Below are 22,807 nucleotides of genomic sequence, written 5' to 3'. Positions count from 1 at the left end.
AAAGGTCGGAGCATCTGTCAGTGCCCGTCGACCAGGAGACGACGGTGCTGCTCGTACTGTTCCGGGGTGAGCTCTCCCCTGGCCAGGCGCTCCTGCAGCAGCAGGAAGGGTGCGGAGCTGTCTGGGCGAGCTCCCCTCGGCACGTCGAGCAGTGCCCGGACGACCAGGAGCACCAGGCCCCAGAACGCCACCGTGCTCACCGCCATCAGGAGCCACATGCCCCAGCCCATGCTGTGCGTCAGCATGTCGACCTCCCGCCTCCGGTTACCTCTCCTCTGCAGTCTTGACGCCCATGGTTGGCACCCGGCGCACAGTTCATGGAGGTTTGGTGAAGTTCTGACCCACCAGGGGCCCGCGCTGGCCGCGGGCGATGGCCCGTAGGGGAGGATGCGGCCATGGCACCTGCGAACACCCCAGCACCGGCCGCCCGGGTCCTGGTCGTCGAGGACGAGCGCGCCCTGGCCGGCATGGTAGCGGCCTATCTCTCCAAGGCCGGCTACGAGACAACCGTGGTCCACACCGGGCCGGACGCCCTCACCGCCGTGCGTGAGCACGCGCCCGACGTCGTCGTGCTCGACCTCGGTCTTCCGGGGCTGGACGGCATCGAGGTGTGCCGACAGATCCGGACCTTCTCCGACTGCTACATCCTGGTCGTCACCGCCCGCTCCGACGAGGTCGACCGGCTCATCGGCCTGTCCGTGGGCGCCGACGACTACGTGACCAAACCGTTCAGCATGCGCGAGCTCGTCGCGCGCGTGCAGGCCGTGCTGCGCCGACCGCGCACGGGCTCCGCCGCCCGCGCCTACGCCCACGAGCCGGTCTGGGTCTTCGGCGACCTGCACATCGACTCGGCCGGCCTCGAGGTCCACCTGGCGGGCGAACGGGTCGACCTGACGCCGATCCAGCGCGACCTGCTGATCACCCTGGCCTCCCGCCCCCGCAACGCGTTCTCCCGGCGCCAGCTGATCGAGGAGGTATGGGGCGGTGGTTGGGTCGGCGATGAGCACCTGGTCGACTCCCACATCGCACACCTTCGCCGCAAGCTCGGCGACGACCCCGAGACAGCCCGCTACATCACCACCGTGCGCGGGGTGGGATACCGGATGGGCCAGGGATGAGCGGGTCACGTCGACCGTTGATGCACCGGGGGCTGGCGACGCGGCTGCTCATCGGCCAGACGATCGTGCTGCTCGCCGGCGCCCTGACGGTCGGCCTCGTCGCCGCCGTGGTCGGCCCGCCGATCTTCCGCAACCACCTGTTGCAGGCCGGTCACCCCGAGGGCTCCCCCGAGCTGGCCCACATCGAGCTTGCCTACCAGGACGCCTCGCGGATCTCCCTGGGCTGGGGACTGCTGATCTCCCTTCTCGCGGCCGGCGCGGTCACCTGGGTCCTCGCCCGTCTCCTGCGCCGCCCTCTGACCGAGCTGACGCACGCCGCCCGCGAGCTCGCCCGCGGTCACTACGCCGCGAGGGTGTCCATCACCGGATCCGGCACCGAGCTCGACACCCTCGCCTCCGCGTTCAACGTCATGGCCGTCCGCCTCGAGGGGGTGGAGGACACCCGCCGACGGCTGCTGTCCGACCTCGCGCACGAGCTCCGCACCCCGATCGCGACCCTCGCCGCCTACCACGAAGGCCTCACCGACGGGATCATCGACCTGGGGCCCGAAGCCAGAGCCGTCCTGACCGAGCAGACCGCCCGGCTGGCCCGGCTCGCCGACGACATCGACGAAGTGTCTAGGGCCGAGGAGGGACGCCTCGTCCTCGACCGCCGCCCCGTCTCCGTGGCCGAGCTGTACTCCGCCGCCGCCGACGCCCTGCGCGAGCCCTACGCCACCAAGGGCGTTCATCTGCAGACCGAGGGTTCCCGCGTCCTGGAGGACGTTCTCGTCGAGGTCGACCCCGGCCGGGTCGGCCAGGTCCTCACCAACCTGCTCACCAACGCCTTGCGCCACACCCCCACCGGAGGCACCGTGTCGCTTGCTGCCTACCGCGACGGTTCAGAGGTGGTGCTCACCGTCCGTGACGACGGCGAAGGGATCACCGCGGCGCAACTGCCGCACGTCTTCGAGCGGTTCTACCGAGGTGACAGCGCACGCAACCGGGAACGTTCCGGCTCCGGCATCGGCCTGACGATCAGCAAGGCCATCATCGATGCCCATGGCGGCTCCATCACCGCGAGCAGCGACGGACCCAGGCAGGGCGCCACCTTCAGCGTCAGCCTGCCCGCCCCGCCCCAGCCCGCCTGAGACTCCGAACTCCCATCGCGTCGCAAAAGCAACCTGCCAGTGCCCCTCACCGTCAGCCATGGACGTTGCTTCCGCTCCCGGTCACGGGTGCGTCATCGGTGGCAGGCTCAGCAGCATTCCCTACCGTCGCAGAAGCGGTAGGCCTTCCTGGGCTTGCCCTCACGAGCCCTGAACAGGGCCAAGACGCAGTCCGGACGAAGGAGGGACTGATGACTCACCAGGTGACCAGGATGCTGGAGACTCACCCCAAAGACCTGGGTTCGATAGACCAAGAGAAGGTGGCGGAATGCATCGCGGCGTGCTTCGAGTGTGCCCAGATCTGTACCGCCTGCGCAGACGCCTGCCTGGGCGAGGACATGGTGGCTGAGCTCATCACCTGCATCCGCAAGAACCTCGACTGCGCCGATGTCTGCGCGGCGGCCACCCGGCAACGTCCTGTCTCGCCAGACTGGTGTCAACATCGAGACCACCCGGGCGTTGCTTGAGGCGTGCCGGGAAGCGTGCCGAGTCTGCGCCGAGGAGTGCGCTCAGCATGCCCAGATGCACGAGCACTGCCAGGTATACGCCGACGCTTGCCGACGGTGCGAAACGGCGTGCGCCGGAACTGCTCGCCGACCTCGGTTGACTTGAGCCGGCACCCGACTGGAACACCGGTCTCATTGGAACACCGGTCGGCCTGCTCGTCCGCCGCGGGCTGGCGCACCGGTGCTCAGCTGTTGACGAGCTGGTAGTCGCCGGCCTCGTCCAGAGCTGCGGCGATGTCTGCCTGAGCCAGCGGCGTCTGGCTGGCGACCCTGACGGTGGACGTGCCGCCAGCGACCAGGTCAACGGTCACGTCGGTCACACCGGGCAGGCTCTGTAGTTCGGTGCTCACGGCGCTGGCGCAGTGACCACAGGTCATACCGGCGACGGCGAGGGTCTGGCTGTTCATCGTGTCCTCCTGGACTGTGGTGGAAGTGGTGCTGCTGTCGGGCGCTGCGCAGCAGGCGCAGCCGTCGGCCTGGGCCATCGGCAGCTGGGTGCTCGCGGTGTTCGCGATGTCCATGTGGCTCTTCTCTCGGTCGTTGTCAGGGCGGGGTTTCAGGAGCGGATCAGTCGGGCGACGGCCGCGGAGGCCTCGGTCACCTTCTGGTCCAGCTGTGCAGGGTCATCGTTCGCCTGCGCGAGGCAGTGACGCAGATGGTCCTCGAGCAAGCCGAGGGCTACCGCTTCGAGGGCTTTGGTGGCGGCGGAAACCTGGGTAAGGATGTCGATGCAGTACGCATCGGCGTCAACCATGCGCTGCAGGCCACGGACCTGACCCTCGATCCGACGAAGCCGGTTGCCCTGGGCGTCCTTGTTGTTCACGTACCCGGGACCTGCCGGTCTCGCGGTCCTCTCCTCAAGAACCATCGTGGCTCCTCCTTCGCTCCGCGGCCATCATACCCCCCTGGGGTTTATCTCCGGAAGCCGTCAACGAGTGCCCTACGTCGTCTACGCGGGCCAGGTCACACGACACGGGCTACGGGGGTCAACTGTTGCACGGTGGGTGGCGAGTGAGGCCTGCGTGTTGCAGCGCGTGCGCTCGCCACCGGTGGAGGTCACTGCGTGCTCCGTCCCCATTCGGCGTCTGGTCGCGTGCCCGCAGGGGCCGTCTGGTCCACCGGGTAGGCGTCCTCATCGCGTCGTCGACGATCGTCCCCCACGTGCCCGCCGTGCCCGCCGTGGCCCCCGACCATCATCAGAATCATCATCAGCGGGCAGGCCAGGATCGCGGCGTAAAGCAGGGCCTCCCCCGGTGGCCGGCCAAGCAGCAGCAGAACGACGAAGGCTCCTGCGACGAGCAGGGCCATTCCCTTGAGGTGACCGGTACCGCTGTGGTTCATCATCATTCCTTCTCTCCCCAACCCTTGGGGCGCTCCGCGCTCGACTGCGCGCTCGATACCGCAGTGCGTCGTCCTGACAGGACTTAGCGTGCCCTTCGGACACGACGATCAGAGTGCTCTTCTGTGGTGATCTGACGAAGACTTGCCCGCCCGAGAGCACCCCGCTGTCGATCGGGCCGCACGGTCCCGGCTGTACTGACCCGGCAGTACTGACTCGGCGCGCCGAGGCACCCGCAACACCTTGCCCTCACCTACGCCCTCGCGTAGCGTGCGTCTGGCCCCTTGGACAGGAAGACGAGGGCCGATATTCGTGGAGGTGAGGCGTGAGTTCCCGCCGCAAACGGTATCGCGAGATCGTGGAGACCCTCTCGGTCCACGGGTTTGGGTTCACCGTCGGGGCCGTAGGTCTGCAGGGGCGCCTATTTTTCCGACGGGGCCTACCCGGGCACCAACAGGGTCGCACGTACACCCAGCCGGAACACCTGCGCCTGGCCCTGGAGGAACTGGGTCCAACGTTCGTCAAGCTCGGTCAGCTCCTGTCGACCCGCTCCGACCTCCTGCCTGCCGAGTACACCGCGGAGCTGGCCAAGTTGCAGGACGACACGGCCGCCGTGCCCACCAAGATGATCGTGGAGACGCTCACCGAGGAACTCGGCAACGTGGGGGTGTTCGACCGCTTCGACCACGAGCCGCTGGCTAGCGCGTCGATCGGTCAGGCGCACTCCGCGAGCCTCGTGGGCACAGAGGTCGTGGTCAAGGTCCGCCGGCCGGGGGCGGTGGAGACGGTGCGGGCCGACCTGGAGGTCTTGCAGAACCTCGCCGTCACTGCGACCCGCCACTCAGAGGTCGCCCGCGGCCACGACGTGGTCGGCATCGTGCAGGACTTCTCCACGACGCTGCTTGCCGAGCTGGACTACCTCGCTGAGGCCCACAACGCCGAGCGGTTCGCGGCCAGCTTCGCCGACGACCCCCTCGTACAGATCCCCACGGTGTTCTGGGAGACGACGACCTCCCGGGTTCTGACTCTAGAACGCGTCCACGGCATGAAGATCGACGACGTTGCGGCCCTCGACACCGCCGGCATCGACCGTCGAGAGCTCGCGGCGCGTGCGACCGGAGTGCTGTGCCAGATGGTCTTCGAGGACGGCTTCTTCCATGCTGACCCGCACCCGGGCAACTTCTTCGTCGCACCCGACGGTGGTCTGGCGGTGATCGATTTCGGCATGGTGGGTGAGCTCGACGACGACCTGCGCGAGCGGCTGGTCGCTCTGCTTGTTCCACTCCTGCGAGGGGACCTGGATCGGACGACGCAGGCGATGCTCGACCTGGTCGGGGACCCGCCGGGAGTCGACAGGACAGCCCTGCGGGACGGGCTGCGGCCCCTGGTCGAGCGGTTCAGCGGGGTGCCGCTGGCGGACCTGGCGCTGACCGGACTGATCACCGACGTGCTGGCGCTGGTGCGACACCACCAGTTGCGTCTGCCCACCGACCTGGCACTACTGTTCAAGATGCTGCTCATGGCCGAAGGGCTGGGGCGGCGCCTCGACCCGGAGTTCCAGCTCAGTACCGTGGTAGCCCCGTACGCCGAATGTCTTGCCCTGCGACGCCACTCAGCCGACGCCCTGGTGGAGCGGATCATCCAGGTGACACGCGACCTGCTGGACGCGGGGGCTCAGACCCCGAGAAGCCTTCGCGGTCTGGCTGAGGTGCTGGAGCGCGGGGGGTTCGACGTCCACCTGCGCACCGCCGACCTGCACCAGGTCATCCGGGAGGCCGACCGCATCGGCAACCGGGTCATCGCAGGCGTGATCGCCGCAGCCTTGATCGATGGTGTCGGGCACATCGTGGCTGCCAGCACCGGGCGGGGGAAGCCGCTGCAGGGACCGCTGGTCGTCGCCGGCGCCGGCGCCCTCGGCGTGCTGGGCGCCTACCTGGCCCGGAACTCGAAGCGGACGCTGGGCACGGAGCGGTACAGGGCTCCTGCCCCGCGGTGGACGCAGCGACGGGGACCGTCTCAGTCGTAACCGGACCAGCGGAAACGTGCGGGGAACCGGGCGGTCCCAGGCTCAGACCGTCGGTGCGCGCCGGTACCAGCGTCCCCGCGTCACAGGCACGGGGACGGTTCGGTCCTTCGGCAGTCCTTGCGAGGGGGTGGCGGGCCGACCCCTCCTGACCCCGTCATCGCGGGAGCACCCGTTGACGTAGCGGCGGTAGTCGCCCACCTCGTCGAACGGCGCGTGGGCGACATACTCGCCAGCACGCGGGTCGGCGAGCACCTCCTCGAAGAACTGCCGCCACGCCTGGGCGTGCAGTGTGGCGCTGTCGGGTCACCACAGTGTCCAGGTCGAAGATCACCGCCTCCTACCGGGGAGACCGCGCCGGTGAGGGCGGGCTGCCAAAGGGGCCCGGACACGACCGGGAGGGCGGCCGCGGGTGCGCCGGATCATGGTGGGGGTCGCCACCGAGGCTGTCAGGGCCTGGAACGCGCACCGCAGGCGCTGGCGTGGGGGGTGGTGCGTGCAGAGCGGCCCACATGGCCATGAGCACCGCTGTCAGCCCGAGGGCGGTCAACCCATCTGGGCGTTCACCCAGGGCGAGCGCGGCCAGCGCGATGCCGAAGACCGGGGTCAGGAACGTCCACGTGGCCAACGTGTCGAGCCGGCTGTGGCGGGCCTCGGCGAACCACGCCACCGTGGTTGCCGCAGTACCGACAAGGGCCAGGAACAGGAGCATGACGATGAAGCGGGGGGTCCAGGAGATCACCGGCGCGCCCTCCACGGCCGCAGCCAGCAGCACCAGACCCGCCCCGCCGATCAGCAGGTGCCACGCCGTAGCAGTAACCAGGTCCAGCCCGGCCAGTCGGCGGGAGAGCAGGGTGCCTGCCGTCACGGCAACCGCTGCGAGCAGCGACAGTGCGGCACCGCTGCCCCCGCCCGCGGGCAGCGCGACCAGGACGAGCCCGGCGAACCCCAGCACCAGGGCGGCAGCCGTACGCAGAGAAAGCTGCTCGCCAAACATCCACCAGGCCGGCAGGAGGATGAGCAGCGGTTGGGCGTTGGCCAGCACCGCCGCGGTACCGGCAGCGCCGCCGGCCACGCCGGCAAACATGGCGGCGAAGGCGACCGTGACGTTGACCAAGCCCAGGACGGCGATGATCCCCCAGGCCCGCGGGCCGCTGGGGGCGAGGCGGTGCTGCAGACCACCCAGGGCCAGCAGGGCGGCGCCGGCCACCACCGCCCGTAATGCGGCGAACCACAGCAACGGGGCGTCGCGCAGGCCCCACTCGATCGCCACGAAGCACGCCCCCCAGGCCGCCGTGATCCACAGCATCCGCACCGGTTGCGGCCGTTGCGATGCCCCGGTCACCGGCGCGGCCAGCGCAGTGGTGCCCCCAAGGCCGTCCACGCCAGCCCTGGTCACCGGATGCCGACCGGGACGGGCGCGGTCAGCACCGGTCCCCTGACGGCCCACGTTGCCCCCGTGCCCTTAGTCCATCGGTGCCGAGGCCGGGGCGGGCAGGAACTCCCGGCGCATGCCCAGGATCTCATCCGTCATCGCGATGGAGGTGGCGCCGTCGGTCACGGTCCCAGCCAATGCCCGGATCGCGTCGATGGTCTCGGGAGTGGCGATGGCCTCGTTGTCGACCTGGTAGGTCAGGTAGGCCTCATCCCCCTCTACGGTCAGGACGTCCTCCCACACTGCGACCTCCCACATGTCCCCCCGTGGCCGGCCCAGGTCCCGCATGAGCTCCACGGTGGTGTTCAGTGCGGTCACGCCGTCGGCCATCCGGACAAAGGCGATCCGGGGCGCGGCCCGCAGCGCCTCCAGCAGCTCCCCACGACTGGCAGGGCGGGTCAGCTGCAACGTCCAGAAGTGGCTGTGGGTCTGGGTGTGCGACGCCTTGGCTGCCATCGTGACCACGTCAAGCTCCGGGCGCACCGTACGCGCGTCGGGACCCTGGTGGGAGGGGATAGAACCCTCGGGGACCACGGTGTTCATGATGCCGCCCTGGTGCGACTCCACCGGGTCGGTGGCCCGCCGGATCAGCACTCCCCGGGCGCGGGCCAGCAGACCCGCGTCCTGCAACGCGCCGAGCACCCGGACGGTGCCGGTGGTGTTGCAGGACACCACCCGGGTGGCGTCCCGACCGACCGCGGTGGCGTAGTTCGCCTGCGCCACGAAGGAGTGGCCGGTAGTGGCGTGGGACTCCCCACCCTGCAGCACCGCCTTGACCCCAGCATCTCGGTAAAGCTCGAGGTTGGTGGCGGCGACCTTCTTGGGGGTGGTGTCCACCACGACATCGACCTGCGACAGCAGGTCGGCCAGCGAGCCCGCCACCGGCACCCCGGCATCGCCCATCGCGGCGCGTGCCTCCTCGGTCGCCGCGAACACCGGGATCCCCAGGCCGGCGGCGGTGCGCACGTGCCAGTCGGTAGCGATGTCGGCGACGCCGACCAGGTCCATGTCCGGCATGTCCCGCACCGCGTCCGCGACCCGCTTCCCGATCACGCCGTAACCGTTGACCGCAACTCGCACATTCATTGAAATCTCCACTCTTCTCTCTCGGTCTTCTTCCTTGGTCGGGTCTACTTCCTGCTCGGTCTTCGAACTCCGGCCCCCGCCTCTCCTTCACACCCCACCCAAGGCGGCAGGGACGTGAACAGCCAAGGCCTGCTGAGCGTGCTCGGTGCCTGCTGGCGGCGCGCCGGACCCGGACCTGACTCCCACAGGCTCGACCAAAGCGAAACCCCTAGCTCCACCGTGGCACGGGTGGCCTCGACCGGATGCTCCCTCGTCGCGGTCATGACCAGCCGGGACCCACCCCCACGCACCAGATCCACCCCCACCGGCCCCACGCCGGACAACGACCGCACGGCGTCCAGAACCAGGGCCAGGCAGGCACCGCAGGTCAGACCAGAGACCCAGTAGGTCCGTGTCACCGCCATCGCCAACCTCCAAACCCCAGGGGGGTACCAGTTCCCTTCAACCAAACCACACACATGGTCTGGGTCCGACACCGGAACGGTGGAGATCCGGTGAAGTCCTCGATGTCGTCCGGGGCGAGTGGAGTCCTCGCCAGCACCGGTAGGCGCACTCCGGCGCTGGAGCCCCGAGAACGCAGAGCAGTCCAGGTCGTCGCGAAGGCTCGACAGGCTGATGGACGGCGGCCCAGCATGCGGGCCTTCGGGCCGGTTCGTGCGGGACGACCGAGGAATTATGGAGACTTGATGGAGATGTCCCGCACCCAACCCGTTGTGGTCTTGCCTGCATTCCACAGCGGTTAGCGTCGGTGAGAAAGAAGTGTTCGTCCGACCCTGCGTCCAGCACGGCAACGCGGGGACTGACGGTCGCCCACCTGATACCGCACGGAGGCTCATGATGACCCGCTACAAAATTCTGCTCCCTGTCGCCATCGCCACCTTCACCCTGGTCCTCGCCGGGTGTGGAGAGAGTACCGAGGACGCCAGCCCACCATCTGACACTGTCAGCGGAGGGGCCGCGCCCGGCGCCACGCAGACGACCGCCGACGGGGCACACAACGACGCCGACACCACCTTCGCCCAGATGATGATCGTGCACCATGAGGGCGCGATCGAGATGGCCGACCTCGCGGTGGAGAAGGCCGACTCGGAGGAGGTGCGTGCGCTCGGCGAGGACATCTCCGCAGCCCAGGGGCCCGAGATCGAGAAGATGCAGTCCTGGCTCAGTGCCTGGGGCGAGGAGCCCGCCCCCGCGAGCGGGACCGGTGGCATGGACCACGGCGATATGGGCCAGGGCGACATGGACATGGGCGCCATGGAGATGGACGGCATGGACCAGCAGGAGGTGATGGCCGAGCTGCAGTCTCTCTCGGGGACCGACTTCGACCGACGCTTCCTGGACCTGATGATCGCCCACCACCGGGGCGCCGTCGAGATGGCGGAGTCTGAGCTGCAGGACGGGCGCAACCCGCAGGCACTGGACCTGGCCGAAAAAATTATCGACGACCAGCGTGCCGAGATTGCCACGATGGAGCAGATCCTGAGCAACCTCTAACATCGGGATGAGGCAACTGCGGCGGGTGTCCCAGTGACCGCGCGCCGCCCGTCAGGGCGACGAGCACGGCAAGGAAGACCCTTCATACCCCCACCCGGTAGGGGTTGTTACGGTGTCTCGCATGCGTTCTCGACCCACCCTCGTCCCACCCCTCGCCGGGCTCCTCACAGCCCTCCTGCTGGTCCTCAGCGGGTGCAGCACCGCCACGACGGACGGTGGCCAGCAGGACCTGGTGACCGAGCACGGTCTGGATGGCCTGGAGGCCCGGGACGTCATCGACCGGCTGGAGGCAACCCCCGTCTCCGAACGTCCGCCCGGGTTGATCGCCTCGGTGCAACCGGAGTCGGTGCTGATGACCGACGTCGAGGGCCGCGAGGAGCGGCTGCCGCTGCCCGATGACGCGTTCTACCTCTCGGTGGCCCCCTACCTGGAGCAGACACACGAGTGCCACTTCCACAGCCTCACCACCTGCCGCGGCGAGCTCGGGAACGAGGACATCACCGTCCGCGTGGTCAGCGACAAGGATGGCGCCGTCGTTCTCGACCAGACCGTGCGGACCCAGGACAACGGGTTCGCGGGGTTGTGGCTCCCGGCAGACATGGAGGCCACCCTCACGGTCGAGCACGAGGGTCGCAGAGCCAGCACGCCGATCACTACCGGCGCGGACGCCCCCACCTGCCTGACCACCCTGCAGCTGCGGTGAACGGCGCCATGACCGGCCAGCACCGCCACCAGAGCTCCTCCACCTCCACCACCCGGAGCGCGGCAGATTCTCGCACCGGATGCCAGGAGCGAGAGCGCGCCGCCACCTCTGCCCGTGGGCCGGAACCGACCAGGCGCCGCCCTCGGCCGTGCCAGGGCCGTCCACGCACGACGGGTGAGTACCGGTGAGACGGACCCACCGGAGAGCCGCGCTCGTGGCGGCGTTCGCCCTGCTGCTTGCTGGCTGCGGCGAGTCTGGCCCGAACATCTCCGAGCAGATGCGCCAGGGTGACCAGAAGGGCTACGTCGCCGGGGACGGCACGATCGAGTCCCTGCCTCCCGAGCAGCGCCAGACCGTCCTGACCCTGCAGGGCACCACGCTGGAGGGCGATCCGTGGTCCGCCGCGGACCACCGGGGCCAGGCCGTCGTCATCAACGTCTGGGGGTCCTGGTGCGCACCATGCATCGAGGAGACCCCGGACCTGGTCCAGGTCGCCTCCGACCTGGACCAGGCCGGTGAGCCGGTGCAGTTCGTCGGTGTCAACTCTCGCGACTCTGTGCCCAGCGCCTTGGCCTTCCAGGAGAGGTACGGCATCCCCTACCCTTCCCTGCAGGACGACGGTGGCCGCACCCGTGCCCAGCTGGGCGGCCTCGCAGTGGCCACACCTTCCACGATCCTGCTCGACCCACAGGGCCGGGTCGCCGCGCGCGTGAGCGGCGCGGTCGACGCCACCACACTGCGCGGACTGATCGACGACGTGCTGGCCAGAGAGGCCGGCGATGAGTGAGGTCGTGCTCACCGGCCCCCTGCTGCTCGCCACCGCGATCGCGGCCCTGGCGGGTCTGGTGTCCTTCGCCAGCCCCTGCGTGCTGCCGCTGGTCCCCGGCTACATCGGCTACCTGTCCGGCATGACGGGCGGCGCCACCCCGGCTCCAGCCCCACCCCGGTGGCGCCCGGTCCTCGGCTCCGGGTTGTTCGTCGCTGGCTTCTCCAGTGTGTTCATCGCGATGAGCGTGGTCATCTCCTCCCTCGGGCTGGTCCTGGCCGCCAACCAAGGCCTGCTGCTGCGCGTGGGTGGCCTCATCGTCACCGGCCTTGGCCTGGTCATGCTGCTGCAGGTCTCGCCCTCCTTCTCCCTGCGATGGCGCCCCGCGTCCGGGCTCGCCGGGGCCCCCCTGCTGGGCGTCGTCTTCGGGCTGGGCTTCTCCGCCTGCACCGGGCCCGCGCTCGCCGCGATCCAGACCCTGGGCACCTCGATCCTGCCCGGTGACGGCGCGCTGGGCCGAGCGGTCGTGCTCGCCCTGGCGTACTGCGCCGGCCTCGGTCTGCCCTTCGTCCTGGTCGCCGCCGGCATGGGATCGGTCAGGCGTGGCTCCCGCTGGCTACGACGCCACTACCTGACCGTGCAGCGGGCCGGTGGTGCCCTGCTCGTCCTGCTCGGTCTGCTCATGATCTTCGGGGTCTGGGCAGAGGCGATGGCCTGGGTGCAGACCCGGCTCACCGGCAACTTCACCACGGTGATCTGACGTGCCCGACACCCAGACGCCGCAGCGGATCGAGCCGGCCTACCCCAAGGACCGCACCACCGTGGGCGGCCCGCGTCTGGGCCCCCGGGGGTGGGCCCGGTGGGGCTGGCGCCAGCTGACCAGCATGCGCACCGCGATCATGCTGCTGCTGCTTCTCGCCGCCGCCTCCATCCCCGGCTCGCTGTTCCCCCAACGCTCAGTTGACCCGGTACAGGTGCGACGTTTCGTGGAGGACAACCCGGACCTGGCACCTTGGCTGGACCGGCTGTTCCTCTTCGACGTCTTCTCCTCCCCCTGGTTCGCCTCGATCTACCTGCTGCTCATGATCAGCCTCCTCGGCTGCATCATCCCGCGGACCGCGCAACACGCCCGGGCCCTGCGGGCCGAGCCTCCACGGGCGCCGCGTCGTCTGGGCCGGCTGCCTGCGATGGCCCAGGCGACCGTTCCCGGCGCCCCGGGCTCCGTGCTGGCAACGGCCCGGGACGTCCTGGCCGCCAAGAGGTATCGGCTGCGCCAGGCCGGGGCCGGCGACCGGTCCCTCACCGGAGAGAAGGGGTACCTGAAGGAGACCGGCAACCTGCTCTTCCACCTGGCCATGCTGGGGGTCATCGTCGCGTTCGCCGCCGGGCACCTGCTCGGCTGGCGGGGAGAGATCATCATCAAGGAGGGCCAGTCCTGGACCGCCGGCCCGGCCAGCTTCGACACCCTCAACCTCGGACCCCTGGCCAGCACCGACAACATCCCAACCTTCACCGTGCAGCTGGACCGGCTCGATGTGGCGTTCGAGACCCAGGCCGACGGCGCCCAGTTCGGCCAGCCGCGCAAGTTCGACGGGCTCGCCACCGTCGACATTCCCGGACAGGCCCCCGAGCAGCAGCAGTTCGCCGTCAACCACCCCGTCTCCGTCGACGGCGACTCCATCTTCCTCCTGGGCAACGGCTACGCGCCCGTGGTGACCATCCGCGCCCCGGACGGGCAGCTCCTGTACTCCGACGCCGTGACGTTCCTGCCCCAGGACAACAACTACGCCAGCGAGGGCGCCATCAAGGTCACCGCCCGCGACCCCGGCCTCGGTCTGGTCGGCGGCTTCCTGCCGACCCTACGGCTCGACCCCGAGCTCGGCATGACCTCCTCCTTCCCCGGCCTAGCCGACCCTGCCCTGGTACTGACCGCGTTCGAGGGCGACCTGTTCGCCGACGGCCGGCCCCAGTCGATCTTCACCATCGACACCGAGCAGATGACACAGATGACCGACGGCGAGGGTGCCCCCGTCGCGATGCTCCTGCGTCCCGGGGAGTACTTCGAACTGCCCGACGGCACCACCGTGGAGCTCGAGGGCGTCATCCGCTGGGCCGGCCTGCTCGTCCGGCACGACCCGGGCCGGATGCCGGCCCTCGCCTTCGCCCTAGCAGCCGGCGCCGGGCTGGCGTTGATGCTCGGCGTCAGACACCGCCGGATCTACGTGCGCATCGAGCCCGACGACTCCACGGCGGCCGCCACAGGTCAGGTCGTGGTGACGGTCGGCGGTCTGCCCAAGGGCACCGACCCCGCCCTCCAGCGGATCGTCGACGACGTGCTCGCCCGGATCGCCGCCACCTCCGCGACACACCATCCGCCCACCCCAGGAAGCCACGAGGACACCCCATGACCGACCCGCAGCTCGCACTGGCCAGCGACATCGCCATCTGGGCCAGCCTGGCCGTGCTCGCCCTGGCTCTCATCTCCTTCTCCGCCCACCTGGCCATCACCGGAGCCGCCCGGCAACGCCAGTCCGACGACACGGTCCTGCAGCACACCCCCCTGCCCGTGGGCGCCCGGCGCACGAGTCGCGGGGCGGACCCATCGGACACCTCCCCGGACGCCACCCCGACCTCCGCAGCGCTGGAGCCGCCGACTGTCGACCACCCAGCCGGCGTCACCCGCCGCTGGGGCGTCCTGGGTATGCAGCTGACCTGGCTGGCTACCTTCGCAGTTCTCGCAGGCACCGTGCTGCGCGGGCTGTCGGTGCAGCGTTGGCCCCTGGGCAACATGTACGAGTTCGCGATCGTCGCCGCCACGTTCGCCCTCGTCGTCTTCTGCGCCTGGAGCCTGCGGCAGGACCGGCTCTGGCTCGGCCCCTTCGTGGTGCTTCCCGTCATGGTGGTGCTCATCGCAGGCAAGATCTGGTACACCGATGCCTCACAGCTCATGCCCGCCCTCGACAACACCATGTGGCTGTCCATCCACGTCACCCTGGCCACCCTGTCGGTCGCGCTCTTCGTCATCGGCGCCGCTCTCGCGGTCACCTACCTGCTGCGCGACTCGGCCGAACGCACCAACCGCGTCCGCGGCTGGTTGGCCGCGCTGCCCCAGGCAGACAAGCTGGAGACGATGACCTACGGGATGCACATCTTCGCCTTCCCGCTGTGGACCTTCACCCTGATCACCGGCGCCATCTGGGCCGAGGTCGCCTGGGGACGCTACTGGGGCTGGGACCCCAAGGAGGTCTGGACCTTCGTCATCTGGGTCGTCTACGCCGCCTACCTCCACTCCCGAGCGACCAGCAGCTGGACCAAGCGGAAGGCCACCTACGTCGCGCTCATCGGCATGCTCTGCGTCATCATCAACTACACCGTGGTCAACCTGCTGATCACCGGCCTGCACTCCTACTCCGGCGTGGCCTGAGCAGGCCCGAACCGTCCGAGCAGCCCGCTCAACTCCCGCCGCTACCGACAAGGCGCCGGGTGCTACTCGTTGTCGCCGCCGGTGTCCGTGCCGGGCGCGCCGGAACCCTGCGTGTTGTCCCGGTCCTGGAACACCCACTGCGCCACCTCGGGCAGGTCCTCGCCGTGCTCCCGCGTCCACTGCCGGGCGCGCACCCGGGTGTCGAGCATCTCCTGACGCAGCACGGACGCACGCTCCGCCAGCCCGGGCACCCGGTCGATCACGTCGGCCACCAGCCGGTACCGGTCCAGGTCGTTGAGCATCAGCATGTCGAACGGCGTCGTGGTCGTTCCCTCCTCCTTGAACCCCCGCACGTGGATGTTGGGGTGGTTGGTCCGCCGGTAGGTGAGCTTGTGCACCAGCGAGGGGTAGCCGTGGAAGGCGAAGATCACCGGCCGGTCGGTCGTGAACAGCGCGTCGAAGTCGCGGTGGTCCAGCCCGTGCGGATGCTCCTTGGCGTCCTGCAGCCGCATGAGGTCGACGACGTTGACGACACGGACCCGCAGGTCGGGCAGGTGCTCGCGCAGGAGCTTCGCCGCGGCGATGGCCTCGATCGTGGGGACGTCGCCGGCGCAGCCGAGCACCACGTCGGGCTTCTCCCCGGGCATCTCGGAGCCGGCCCAGTCCCAGATCCCTATTCCACGGGTGCAGTGCAGCACGGCCTCCTCCATCGTCAGCCACTGCGGACCGGGCTGCTTGCCGGCGACGACGACGTTGACGTAGTTCCTGCTGCGCAGGACGTGGTCGAACGTCGACAGCAGCGTGTTGGCGTCCGGCGGCAGGTAGATCCGGATGACGTCGGCGGTCTTGTTCATCACCACGTCCAGGAAGCCAGGGTCCTGGTGGGAGAAGCCGTTGTGGTCCTGGCGCCACACGTGCGAGGAGAGCAGGTAGTTCAGCGACGGGACGGGCACCCGCCACGGGATGTCGCGGCACGCGTCCAGCCATTTGGCGTGCTGGTTGAACATCGAGTCGACGATGTGCACGAACGCCTCGTAACTGTTGAACAGGCCGTGCCTCCCGGTGAGCAGGTAGCCCTCCAACCAGCCCTGGCACTGGTGCTCGGAGAGCACCTCCATCACCCGCCCGGTGCGCGAGAGGTCCACGTCGGTGTCCACCACCTGCGCCTGCCACGTCTTGCCCCCCGCCTCGACCGCGGCGCCGAGGCGGTTGGAGTGCGTCTCGTCCGGCCCAAAGACGCGGAACGTCTCCCGGTTGCGGTCCACCACGTCCGCGACCCACGTCCCCAGCACCCGCGTCGGCTCAGCCGTGGCTCCACCCGGGGACGGGACGTCCACCCCATACCCGCGGAAGTCCGGCAGGTCCAGGTCTCGGGTGAGCATCCCGCCGTTGGCGTGCGGGTTGGCGCTCATCCGGCGCAGGCCCTCGGGGTTGTTGCGCGCGATCAGCGACACGATCCTGCCGTCCTCGTCGAAGAGCTCCTCCGGGCGGTAGCTGCGCATCCAAGCCTCCAGCAGGCGCGTGTACTCCTCGTTGCCGCGCACCGCGGCCATCGGTACCTGGTGGCTACGCCAGGTGCCCTCGACCGGCAGCCCGTCGACCTCCGCCGGGCCCGTCCACCCCTTGGGCGTGCGGAAGACGATCATCGGCCACCGCGGGCGCTCGGTGAGTATGCCGTCCCGCGCGCTGGCACGGATCGTCGCGATCTCCGCCAACACCTCACCGAGCAGGGCGGCGAATCGCCGGTGCGTGTCGGCAGGGGCCTCGTCGTCGAAGCCGCCCTCGAAGAAGTACGGCCGGTGGCCGTAGCCAACCATCAGCGCCTCGAGCTCCGCACGCGGGATCCGATCCAGGACCGTGGGGTTGGCGATCTTGTAGCCGTTCAGGTGCAGGATCGGCAGCACCGTCCCGTCCACCCGGGGGTCGAGGAACTTGTTGCTGTGCCAGGCCGTGGCCAGCGGGGCCGTCTCGGCCTCGCCGTCGCCGATCACCGCGACCGCGATCAGGTCCGGGTTGTCGAACGCGGCACCGTAGGCGTGCGAGAGCACGTAACCCAGCTCCCCACCCTCGTGGATCGAGCCCGGCGTCTCCGGCGCCACATGGCTGGGGATGCCACCGGGGAAGGAGAACTGCCGGAACAGTCGCTGCAGGCCACGCTCGTCCGGGCCGATGTGGGAGTACACCTCGGAGTAGGTGCCCTCCAACCACGCCGCTGCGACAAGCGAGGGACCACCGTGGCCGGGGCCACTGAGGTAGATCATGTCCAGATCGTGCTCTCGGATCTGGTGATTGAGGTGGGCGTACAGGAAGTTCTGCCCCGGGGATGTGCCCCAGTGCCCGAGAAGCCGGGGCTTGACGTCCTCGTCAACCAACGGACGCTTCAGCAGGGCATTGTCCATCAGGTAGATCTGGCCCACGGCCAGGTAGTTGGCGGCACGCCACCAGGCGTCGACCGCAGCGACGTCGCTGTCGTCCAGGGTGGCGGGCGTGGTCTTCGGCTCGGCAGACATGGCCCCACCTTGTCCACCCAACGGCCGCAGCGCAAGAGGCATCGCCCCACGCTGGGGTGTTGCTCCCGGGCCCGGGACTTGACCTGCGTCAAGGAACCCTGTCCGCATTCTCCGTACGTTGTCAGTAACAGCCCCACGAGGGGGAACCACAGACAACCGGAGGGACACCTCATGAGCACCGCCACCACCAAGAAGACCATCCTTCGCGCGCAGGGCTTCTCCTGCCCCAGCTGCGTGGCCAAGATCGAGAAGCAGGTCGGCCGCCTCAAGGGCGTGGAGTCGGTGAAGGTCCACTTCGCCTCCTCCCGCGTCGAGGTCGCCCACGACCCCGCGCGAGTGAGCGCCGACGACCTCGTCGCCGCGGTGGACAAGGCTGGCTACAAGGCCACGCCTGCCGCCTTCTGAGCAGTCCACCCGGGGGAGCTCGCCACACGCACAGCGTCAGGGCCCGCCCCCTTCCCAGGGGCGGGCCCTGAGCCGTGCACCAACACCGGCAGCCCGCCACATACCCATCAGTCTTGAGAGGAAAGAACGCATGAACAAGGTCCAGACGTGGGTGTTCGGCCGTTGGGCCGTCCCCGTGGTCTCGGGGCTGCTGATCCTGGCGTCGGTCGCGACCAGCCGGATCTGGGAGAACCAGCTGTGGGGTGACCTGCTGATGGTCGCCGCCGCGGTCGTCGCGGGCACCCCCGTGGTGAAGAAGGCCGTCACCGCGCTCAGCGTCAAGGTGATCGGCATCGACCTGCTGGTCTCGATCGCCGCCATCGGCGCGGTCATCATCGGTGAGTACTGGGAGGCCGCCGCGGTGACCTTCCTGTTCGCCATCGGCCACGCCCTGGAGGACGCCACCCTGAACAAGACCCGCTCGGCGCTGGCCGAGCTGGTCGCGGTCGCGCCCGACGTGGCCATCGTGCTGCGGGACGACGAGCAGGTCGAGGTCCCCGCCCACGAGGTGGGGCTCGGCGAGATCGTCCTGGTCAAGAACGGCGCCAAGGTGCCGGTGGATGGCAAGGTCACCGGCGGCACCGGCGCGCTGGACGAGGCCTCCATCACCGGCGAGTCGATCCCGGTGGAGAAGACCACCGGCGATCAGGTCTTCGCCGGCACCATCTCCACCGGGGGCTTCCTGCAGGTCAAGGCCACCGGGGTCGGCGCCGACACCACCCTGGCCCGGATCATCCACCGGGTCGAGGAGGCGCAGGACGCCAAGGCGAAGACGCAGAAGTTCATGGACCGCTTCTCCTCCTGGTACACCCCCGCGATCATCGTGCTCGCGATCGTCTTCGGCCTCGTCACCCAGGACGTCGTCCTGGCCCTGACCCTGCTGGTCATCGCCTGCCCCGGCGCGCTGGTCATCTCCATCCCCGTCTCGATCGTGGCCGGCATCGGCCGCGGCGCCAAGGACGGCATGCTGATCAAGGGCGGCGAGTTCCTCGAGACCTCCGCCAAGATCGACGCCGTCGCGCTGGACAAGACCGGCACCCTCACCGAGGGTCGTCCGCAGCTGACCGACGTGGTCGTGCTCGAGACCGATCTCGGTCCGGACCACCCGCCGGTCGACGAGGACGAGGTGCTGCGGTATGCCGCTCGCGCCGAGGCCGGCTCCGAACACCCGCTGGCCCGCCCCATCCTGGAGGCTGCGGCAGAGCGTGGTCTGCCGGTGCTCGGCCTGCCCCAGCACACCGAGCCGGTCCCCGGCAAGGGCATCGTGGCCACGCTGGACGGTCACCGCGTCGCGGTCGGCAACCTGGCCCTGCTCCAGGCCGAGGTGGGCGACGGCGTGCGGGACCACGGCAGGGCCGCGCAGGTCGTGGCCGACCTGGCCGCGAAGGGCCGCACACCGATGGTCGTCGCCTGCGACGGCCGAGCGATCGGCGTGGTCGCCGTGGCGGACAAGATCCGCACCGACGCCCCCGAGATGGTGCGCCGGCTGCACAACGCGGGTGTCAAGAAGGTCGTCATGCTCACCGGCGACATCGAGCCGGTCGCCCAGGCCGTCGGTGCCCAGGTCGGCATCGACGAGGTCCGGGCCGGGCTGCTGCCCGAGGACAAGCTGCAGGCGGTCGACGAGCTGCGTCAGCAGGGCTACACCGTGGCCATGGTCGGTGACGGCGTCAACGACGCCCCCGCCCTGGCCACCGCGGACATCGGCGTGGCGATGGGTGCCGCCGGCACCGGCGTCGCGATCGAGACCGCCGACATCGCCCTGATGAACGACAACCTGCTCAAGCTGCCCGAAGCGGTCTCCCTCGCCAAGCGCACCGTGAACAACATGCGCCAGAACATCGTCATCGCGCTCGCCACCGTGGCGGTCCTCATGTTCGGCGTCCTGTTCGGCGGCGTCACGATGGCCATCGGGATGCTCGTCCACGAGGCCTCCGTGCTCATCGTCATCGTCAACGCGATGCGCCTGCTGCGCCGCAAGGAGGACCCGGCCGCCCAGGCCACCGGCAGCGGCCCGAGCACCCCGGCCACCGTCAAGGCCCAGGAGCGCGCCCCGCAGCCCGCGTGAACCCAACAACTGCCGCGCGGCGGCCCTGAATGACCCGGGCCCCGCGCGGCTGCCACCTACCGACAACAACGTCCGCAACGGACACGAAAGGAGCACCATGACTCAGGAGAATTTCTCCCTCGGTCAGAACATCGAGCACTTCACCATCGCCGACGCCGCGCAGGAGAGCCCCGACTACCGCAGGGTCCTGTGGACCGGTGAGCACGCCCAGATCGTCATCATGACCATCCCACCGGGTGAGGAGATCGGTGCCGAGGTGCACGAGCACGGCGACCAGATCCTGACCTTCATCAGCGGGACCGGGCACGCGGACCTCGCCGGTCACACGCACCCCGTCGAGGCGGGCGACCAGTGCGCCGTACCGGCCGGAGCGGAGCACAACTTCCGCAACACCGGCCAGGAGCCACTGGTGCTCTACACCATCTACGCCCCGCCCGAGCACTCTCCGCAGGCTGCCTTCGCCACCAAGGAGGAGGCCGACCGGGCCCATGCGGAGGGCCACGACGAACCACCCGCGCACTGAGCAACTTCGGGCACTTACGTCAAGATTGAGAGAAGGGAGAAAAGAGATGTCACGGGTGTACGTGTTCAACCAGTACGGCGGTCCCGAAGGGGAGGAGCTGATAGAACGCCCCATCCCCGAGCCGGGGGCGGGTGAGCTCCTTGTCGAGGTCCGCGCCGCCGGGGTGAACCCGGTGGACTGGAAGATCCGCGATGGCCACCTCGGGCGGGACGGACAACTGCCAGCCCCGATGGGCCGCGAGGTCGCCGGCGTCGTCGCCGCGGTCGGACCGGAAGTCGAGGAGTTTGCCGAGGGCGACGAGGTCCTGGGGCCGGTCGCGCCGGGACAGGGCGGGTTCGCAGACCATGCCCTGCTGCGCGGCGACCAGGCCGTCGCCAAGCCAGAAGCGATCTCGTTCGCCGTGGCAGCCACCATCCCGGTCGCCGGGACCACGGCATACGACCTCACCCACGAGATCGAGCTCGAGACCGGTCAGACCATGCTTGTCCTCGGGGCAGGTGGCGGCGTCGGCCACCTGGCGGCCGAGATCGGTCTGTTGCACGAGTTCCGGGTCATCGGGATCGCCTCACCGGACAAGCGTGACCTCGTCGAATCGACCGGGGCCTCGTTCGTGGCCGCCGGCCAAGAGGCCCCCGCAGCCGTCCGCGAACTCGCCCCTCAGGGCGTCGACCTCATCGTCGACCTCGTCGGAGGTCAGGCGCTGCGGGATGTCGCGCCGCTGGCCACGACACCGGACCGGATCGTCTCTGCCGCCGACCCCGAGACTGCGATCGAGCTGGGCGGTGCGGGCCGCTCGCGTGACCCCGAGACGTTGATGAAGATCACCTCGGTGATCGGATACGAGGTGATCACTCCGCGGATCAGCGGGGAATACCCGTTGGACCAAGCCCGCCAAGCTCTAGCCGTCGTCGAGACCGGTCACGCGGTGGGCAAGACCGTCATCGTGCCCTGACCCTCCCCTCGGGCGCAGCCCCGGCACCCGACCCAGGTGCCGGGGCCCTCATCGAACAAGGCCATCGGTGAGATCTCCCCTGGTCGATGCTGACGGTGAAGTAGGCGGCGACGCCGTCCCGAAGCTTTGGAGCATCTCGCGGCGTGACCGTCGGTGAAGCACTCATCGTCCAGGACCGCACGTGCGGGGCGTGCACGACCTGCACACGTGCACCATCACCACCGGCCTGGCGGTGCTGGGCGCCCATGCCGTCCTGGCGCAGGCTGGTGCGGCACGGGGCATGATGAGGGCGCCCATAAGCACGCCGGTGATGCGTCGATGCGGGCACCCAGTGCGCGATGACCACCGCCCTGACGGTGAACTGGTTCGGCTGCGGGTGTGCCGGGAGGGTCAGCGGTCGCTACGCTTCCGGGGTGACGACCGCGGCCCGCACCCTGCTGGCGGTCGCTCTCGGCGGCGCCACTGGCAGCCTGCTCAGGTGGGTCGTCGATCTGCTGCTGCCGGTCACTCCAGGGTCGGTTCCGTGGGGGACCCTTCTGGTCAATGTGTTCGGCTCGGCCGTGCTTGGGGCCGTCGTGGTGGTGCTCGATAGTGGCGTCGGCTCGGGAGTGCACCGGGCATTCTTTGCAACCGGTGTGCTCGGTGGGTTCACCACCTTCTCCACGTACACAATGCAAGTCATTCTCCTGACGGACGCCGCTCCGGCGGTCGCCCTGACCTATCTGGTGGCGACACCACTCCTGTGCGTGACCGGGGCAGGTCTGGCTGCCACCTTGGTGCGTCAGCTCTGGAACCTGCCGTGACAGACCCCAGCGTCACCTGGGGCTGGGCGGTCCTTGCCGTGGCGGTCGGCGGTGCGGTCGGAGCCCTCTTGCGTCACCTGTTCACCACCGCGTCTTGGGGACCGTTGCGCGGCCTGCTGGTCGTCAACACGGTCGGTTCAGCAGGCCTCGGCGCGGTGGTAGCCCTTGTGGAGTCGCCGGTGATGGTTCTCCTCCTGGGGACCGGGCTGTGCGGTGCCCTCACCACGTGGAGCACGCTGGCAGTGCAGACGGCACAGCTCGGACGTCACACCCCTGGGGTCGCCGCCGCATACCTCCTCCTCACCCTGATCCTCGGACTCACCGCCGCTCTGCTCACGCTGGCCGTCCTGGCTTGAGGCAGCGCACACCACCGCACCACCGCAGCTGGGCGAGTCCACGGTGTTCAACGGCCCGGTCCGGGCGGTCCTTGCTGGGTGGGCGTGCCAAACCACTTCATTACCGCGG

At 69.5% G+C, this 22,807-nt stretch carries 22 protein-coding genes and 1 pseudogene; 16 read left to right on the top strand and 7 right to left on the bottom strand.

Translation table 11 applies throughout. The annotated features are described in order from the left end of the window. Window positions 1–17 precede the first annotated feature (17 nt). Complete coding sequence (locus ESZ52_RS04340) at window positions 18–245, bottom strand: SHOCT domain-containing protein (protein ID WP_131103850.1); 228 nt, start codon at window positions 243–245, stop codon at window positions 18–20. A 150-nt stretch (window positions 246–395) separates the two neighbouring features. Between ESZ52_RS04340 and ESZ52_RS04335 the strand changes: the two genes are divergently transcribed. From ESZ52_RS04335 to ESZ52_RS04325, 3 genes and pseudogenes are all read left to right on the top strand, one after another. After that, window positions 396–1,118, top strand: a complete 723-nt coding sequence (locus ESZ52_RS04335) for a response regulator transcription factor (RefSeq protein WP_131103849.1) — start codon at window positions 396–398, stop codon at window positions 1,116–1,118. Further along, entirely contained in the window at window positions 1,115–2,248 is a 1,134-nt protein-coding gene (locus ESZ52_RS04330; RefSeq protein ID WP_131103848.1) for a sensor histidine kinase, read from the top strand. The genes ESZ52_RS04335 and ESZ52_RS04330 overlap by 4 nt, the downstream gene beginning before the upstream one ends. Before the next feature lie 209 nt (window positions 2,249–2,457). Continuing rightward, window positions 2,458–2,873: pseudogene (locus tag ESZ52_RS04325) on the top strand (four-helix bundle copper-binding protein). 84 nt (window positions 2,874–2,957) lie between these two features. Here the strand turns inward: ESZ52_RS04325 and ESZ52_RS04320 are convergent. The 3 genes from ESZ52_RS04320 to ESZ52_RS04310 form a co-directional block, all read right to left on the bottom strand. Continuing rightward, on the bottom strand, window positions 2,958–3,293 hold the full coding sequence (locus ESZ52_RS04320) for a heavy-metal-associated domain-containing protein (protein WP_238154466.1): 336 nt from the start codon (window positions 3,291–3,293) through the stop codon (window positions 2,958–2,960). 35 nt (window positions 3,294–3,328) lie between these two features. Then, the gene (locus tag ESZ52_RS04315; RefSeq protein WP_131103847.1) at window positions 3,329–3,640 is read right to left on the bottom strand and encodes a metal-sensitive transcriptional regulator; all 312 of its coding nucleotides are present in this window, start codon (window positions 3,638–3,640) and stop codon (window positions 3,329–3,331) included. Window positions 3,641–3,828: 188 nt separating this feature from the next. Then, entirely contained in the window at window positions 3,829–4,113 is a 285-nt protein-coding gene (locus ESZ52_RS04310; RefSeq protein ID WP_202865408.1) for a DUF2933 domain-containing protein, read from the bottom strand. Window positions 4,114–4,436: 323 nt separating this feature from the next. Here ESZ52_RS04310 and ESZ52_RS04305 point away from each other — a divergent pair, with 323 nt between their 5' ends. Beyond that, a complete protein-coding gene (locus ESZ52_RS04305; protein ID WP_131103845.1) occupies window positions 4,437–6,137 on the top strand; it encodes an ABC1 kinase family protein in 1,701 nt (566 codons plus the stop codon). A gap of 337 nt (window positions 6,138–6,474) precedes the next feature. Here ESZ52_RS04305 and ESZ52_RS04300 read toward each other — a convergent pair whose 3' ends face one another. Both ESZ52_RS04300 and ESZ52_RS04295 read right to left on the bottom strand, forming a co-directional pair. Continuing rightward, window positions 6,475–7,443, bottom strand: coding sequence for a DMT family transporter (locus tag ESZ52_RS04300; RefSeq protein ID WP_131103844.1), 969 nt, complete (start codon window positions 7,441–7,443; stop codon window positions 6,475–6,477). A 156-nt stretch (window positions 7,444–7,599) separates the two neighbouring features. Next, a complete protein-coding gene (locus ESZ52_RS04295; RefSeq protein WP_131103843.1) occupies window positions 7,600–8,655 on the bottom strand; it encodes a type II glyceraldehyde-3-phosphate dehydrogenase in 1,056 nt (351 codons plus the stop codon). An 834-nt stretch (window positions 8,656–9,489) separates the two neighbouring features. On the opposite strand from ESZ52_RS04295, the gene ESZ52_RS04285 reads away from it, so the two are divergent. The 6 genes from ESZ52_RS04285 to ccsB all read left to right on the top strand — a co-directional run bounded on the left by ESZ52_RS04285 (window position 9,490) and on the right by ccsB (window position 15,042). Beyond that, window positions 9,490–10,149: a DUF305 domain-containing protein gene (locus ESZ52_RS04285; protein WP_202865407.1), complete on the top strand. Its 660-nt coding sequence runs from the start codon at window positions 9,490–9,492 to the stop codon at window positions 10,147–10,149. Window positions 10,150–10,270: 121 nt separating this feature from the next. Then, a complete protein-coding gene (locus ESZ52_RS04280; protein ID WP_131103842.1) occupies window positions 10,271–10,852 on the top strand; it encodes a CueP family metal-binding protein in 582 nt (193 codons plus the stop codon). Between the two features lie 184 nt (window positions 10,853–11,036). Beyond that, window positions 11,037–11,639 (top strand): TlpA family protein disulfide reductase, encoded by a 603-nt coding sequence (locus ESZ52_RS04275; protein ID WP_238154465.1) that lies wholly within the window; start codon window positions 11,037–11,039, stop codon window positions 11,637–11,639. Next, window positions 11,632–12,378, top strand: a complete 747-nt coding sequence (locus ESZ52_RS04270) for a cytochrome c biogenesis CcdA family protein (RefSeq protein WP_131103841.1) — start codon at window positions 11,632–11,634, stop codon at window positions 12,376–12,378. The genes ESZ52_RS04275 and ESZ52_RS04270 overlap by 8 nt, the downstream gene beginning before the upstream one ends. A gap of 1 nt (window position 12,379) precedes the next feature. Next, the gene (resB, locus tag ESZ52_RS04265; RefSeq protein ID WP_131103840.1) at window positions 12,380–14,026 is read left to right on the top strand and encodes a cytochrome c biogenesis protein ResB; all 1,647 of its coding nucleotides are present in this window, start codon (window positions 12,380–12,382) and stop codon (window positions 14,024–14,026) included. Then, window positions 14,023–15,042 (top strand): c-type cytochrome biogenesis protein CcsB, encoded by a 1,020-nt coding sequence (ccsB, locus tag ESZ52_RS04260; protein ID WP_131103839.1) that lies wholly within the window; start codon window positions 14,023–14,025, stop codon window positions 15,040–15,042. Before resB ends, ccsB begins: the two co-directional genes overlap by 4 nt. A 62-nt stretch (window positions 15,043–15,104) precedes the next feature. Here ccsB and ESZ52_RS04255 read toward each other — a convergent pair whose 3' ends face one another. After that, on the bottom strand, window positions 15,105–17,552 hold the full coding sequence (locus ESZ52_RS04255; protein ID WP_131103838.1) for a phosphoketolase family protein: 2,448 nt from the start codon (window positions 17,550–17,552) through the stop codon (window positions 15,105–15,107). 171 nt (window positions 17,553–17,723) lie between these two features. On the opposite strand from ESZ52_RS04255, the gene ESZ52_RS04250 reads away from it, so the two are divergent. The 6 genes from ESZ52_RS04250 to ESZ52_RS04225 all read left to right on the top strand — a co-directional run bounded on the left by ESZ52_RS04250 (window position 17,724) and on the right by ESZ52_RS04225 (window position 22,698). After that, on the top strand, window positions 17,724–17,957 hold the full coding sequence (locus ESZ52_RS04250) for a heavy-metal-associated domain-containing protein (protein ID WP_131103837.1): 234 nt from the start codon (window positions 17,724–17,726) through the stop codon (window positions 17,955–17,957). A gap of 130 nt (window positions 17,958–18,087) precedes the next feature. After that, entirely contained in the window at window positions 18,088–20,064 is a 1,977-nt protein-coding gene (locus tag ESZ52_RS04245; protein ID WP_131103836.1) for a heavy metal translocating P-type ATPase, read from the top strand. Window positions 20,065–20,161: 97 nt separating this feature from the next. Beyond that, window positions 20,162–20,587: a cupin domain-containing protein gene (locus tag ESZ52_RS04240; RefSeq protein WP_131103835.1), complete on the top strand. Its 426-nt coding sequence runs from the start codon at window positions 20,162–20,164 to the stop codon at window positions 20,585–20,587. A gap of 46 nt (window positions 20,588–20,633) precedes the next feature. Further along, window positions 20,634–21,539, top strand: coding sequence for an NADP-dependent oxidoreductase (locus ESZ52_RS04235; protein ID WP_131103834.1), 906 nt, complete (start codon window positions 20,634–20,636; stop codon window positions 21,537–21,539). 338 nt (window positions 21,540–21,877) lie between these two features. Continuing rightward, window positions 21,878–22,342 carry a fluoride efflux transporter FluC gene (locus ESZ52_RS04230; RefSeq protein ID WP_131103833.1) on the top strand — a complete coding sequence of 155 codons (465 nt, stop codon included), beginning with the start codon at window positions 21,878–21,880 and terminating at the stop codon, window positions 22,340–22,342. After that, entirely contained in the window at window positions 22,339–22,698 is a 360-nt protein-coding gene (locus tag ESZ52_RS04225; protein WP_181009929.1) for a fluoride efflux transporter FluC, read from the top strand. The genes ESZ52_RS04230 and ESZ52_RS04225 overlap by 4 nt, the downstream gene beginning before the upstream one ends. Window positions 22,699–22,807: the final 109 nt, after the last annotated feature.

This window comes from Ornithinimicrobium sufpigmenti (genome assembly GCF_004322775.1).
Taxonomy (GTDB): domain Bacteria; phylum Actinomycetota; class Actinomycetes; order Actinomycetales; family Dermatophilaceae; genus Ornithinicoccus; species Ornithinicoccus sufpigmenti.
This window is presented reverse-complemented; position numbering and strand designations above follow the sequence as displayed.

Excerpts from the sequence above, each read along its gene's own strand:
- ESZ52_RS04240 (WP_131103835.1), top strand. The coding sequence starts at position 20,162 with ATGACTCAGGAGAATTTCTCCCTCGGTCAGAACATCGAGCACTTCACC.
- ESZ52_RS04310 (WP_202865408.1), bottom strand. The coding sequence starts at position 4,113 with ATGAACCACAGCGGTACCGGTCACCTCAAGGGAATGGCCCTGCTCGTC.
- ESZ52_RS04340 (WP_131103850.1), bottom strand. The coding sequence starts at position 245 with ATGCTGACGCACAGCATGGGCTGGGGCATGTGGCTCCTGATGGCGGTG.
- ESZ52_RS04285 (WP_202865407.1), top strand. The coding sequence starts at position 9,490 with ATGATGACCCGCTACAAAATTCTGCTCCCTGTCGCCATCGCCACCTTC.
- ESZ52_RS04235 (WP_131103834.1), top strand. The coding sequence starts at position 20,634 with ATGTCACGGGTGTACGTGTTCAACCAGTACGGCGGTCCCGAAGGGGAG.
- ESZ52_RS04230 (WP_131103833.1), top strand. The coding sequence starts at position 21,878 with ATGACCACCGCCCTGACGGTGAACTGGTTCGGCTGCGGGTGTGCCGGG.
- ESZ52_RS04320 (WP_238154466.1), bottom strand. The coding sequence starts at position 3,293 with ATGGACATCGCGAACACCGCGAGCACCCAGCTGCCGATGGCCCAGGCC.
- ESZ52_RS04280 (WP_131103842.1), top strand. The coding sequence starts at position 10,271 with ATGCGTTCTCGACCCACCCTCGTCCCACCCCTCGCCGGGCTCCTCACA.
- ESZ52_RS04295 (WP_131103843.1), bottom strand. The coding sequence starts at position 8,655 with ATGAATGTGCGAGTTGCGGTCAACGGTTACGGCGTGATCGGGAAGCGG.
- ESZ52_RS04335 (WP_131103849.1), top strand. The coding sequence starts at position 396 with ATGGCACCTGCGAACACCCCAGCACCGGCCGCCCGGGTCCTGGTCGTC.
- ccsB (WP_131103839.1), top strand. The coding sequence starts at position 14,023 with ATGACCGACCCGCAGCTCGCACTGGCCAGCGACATCGCCATCTGGGCC.
- ESZ52_RS04270 (WP_131103841.1), top strand. The coding sequence starts at position 11,632 with ATGAGTGAGGTCGTGCTCACCGGCCCCCTGCTGCTCGCCACCGCGATC.
- ESZ52_RS04330 (WP_131103848.1), top strand. The coding sequence starts at position 1,115 with ATGAGCGGGTCACGTCGACCGTTGATGCACCGGGGGCTGGCGACGCGG.
- ESZ52_RS04315 (WP_131103847.1), bottom strand. The coding sequence starts at position 3,640 with ATGGTTCTTGAGGAGAGGACCGCGAGACCGGCAGGTCCCGGGTACGTG.
- ESZ52_RS04255 (WP_131103838.1), bottom strand. The coding sequence starts at position 17,552 with ATGTCTGCCGAGCCGAAGACCACGCCCGCCACCCTGGACGACAGCGAC.
- ESZ52_RS04300 (WP_131103844.1), bottom strand. The coding sequence starts at position 7,443 with ATGCTGTGGATCACGGCGGCCTGGGGGGCGTGCTTCGTGGCGATCGAG.
- ESZ52_RS04245 (WP_131103836.1), top strand. The coding sequence starts at position 18,088 with ATGAACAAGGTCCAGACGTGGGTGTTCGGCCGTTGGGCCGTCCCCGTG.
- ESZ52_RS04250 (WP_131103837.1), top strand. The coding sequence starts at position 17,724 with ATGAGCACCGCCACCACCAAGAAGACCATCCTTCGCGCGCAGGGCTTC.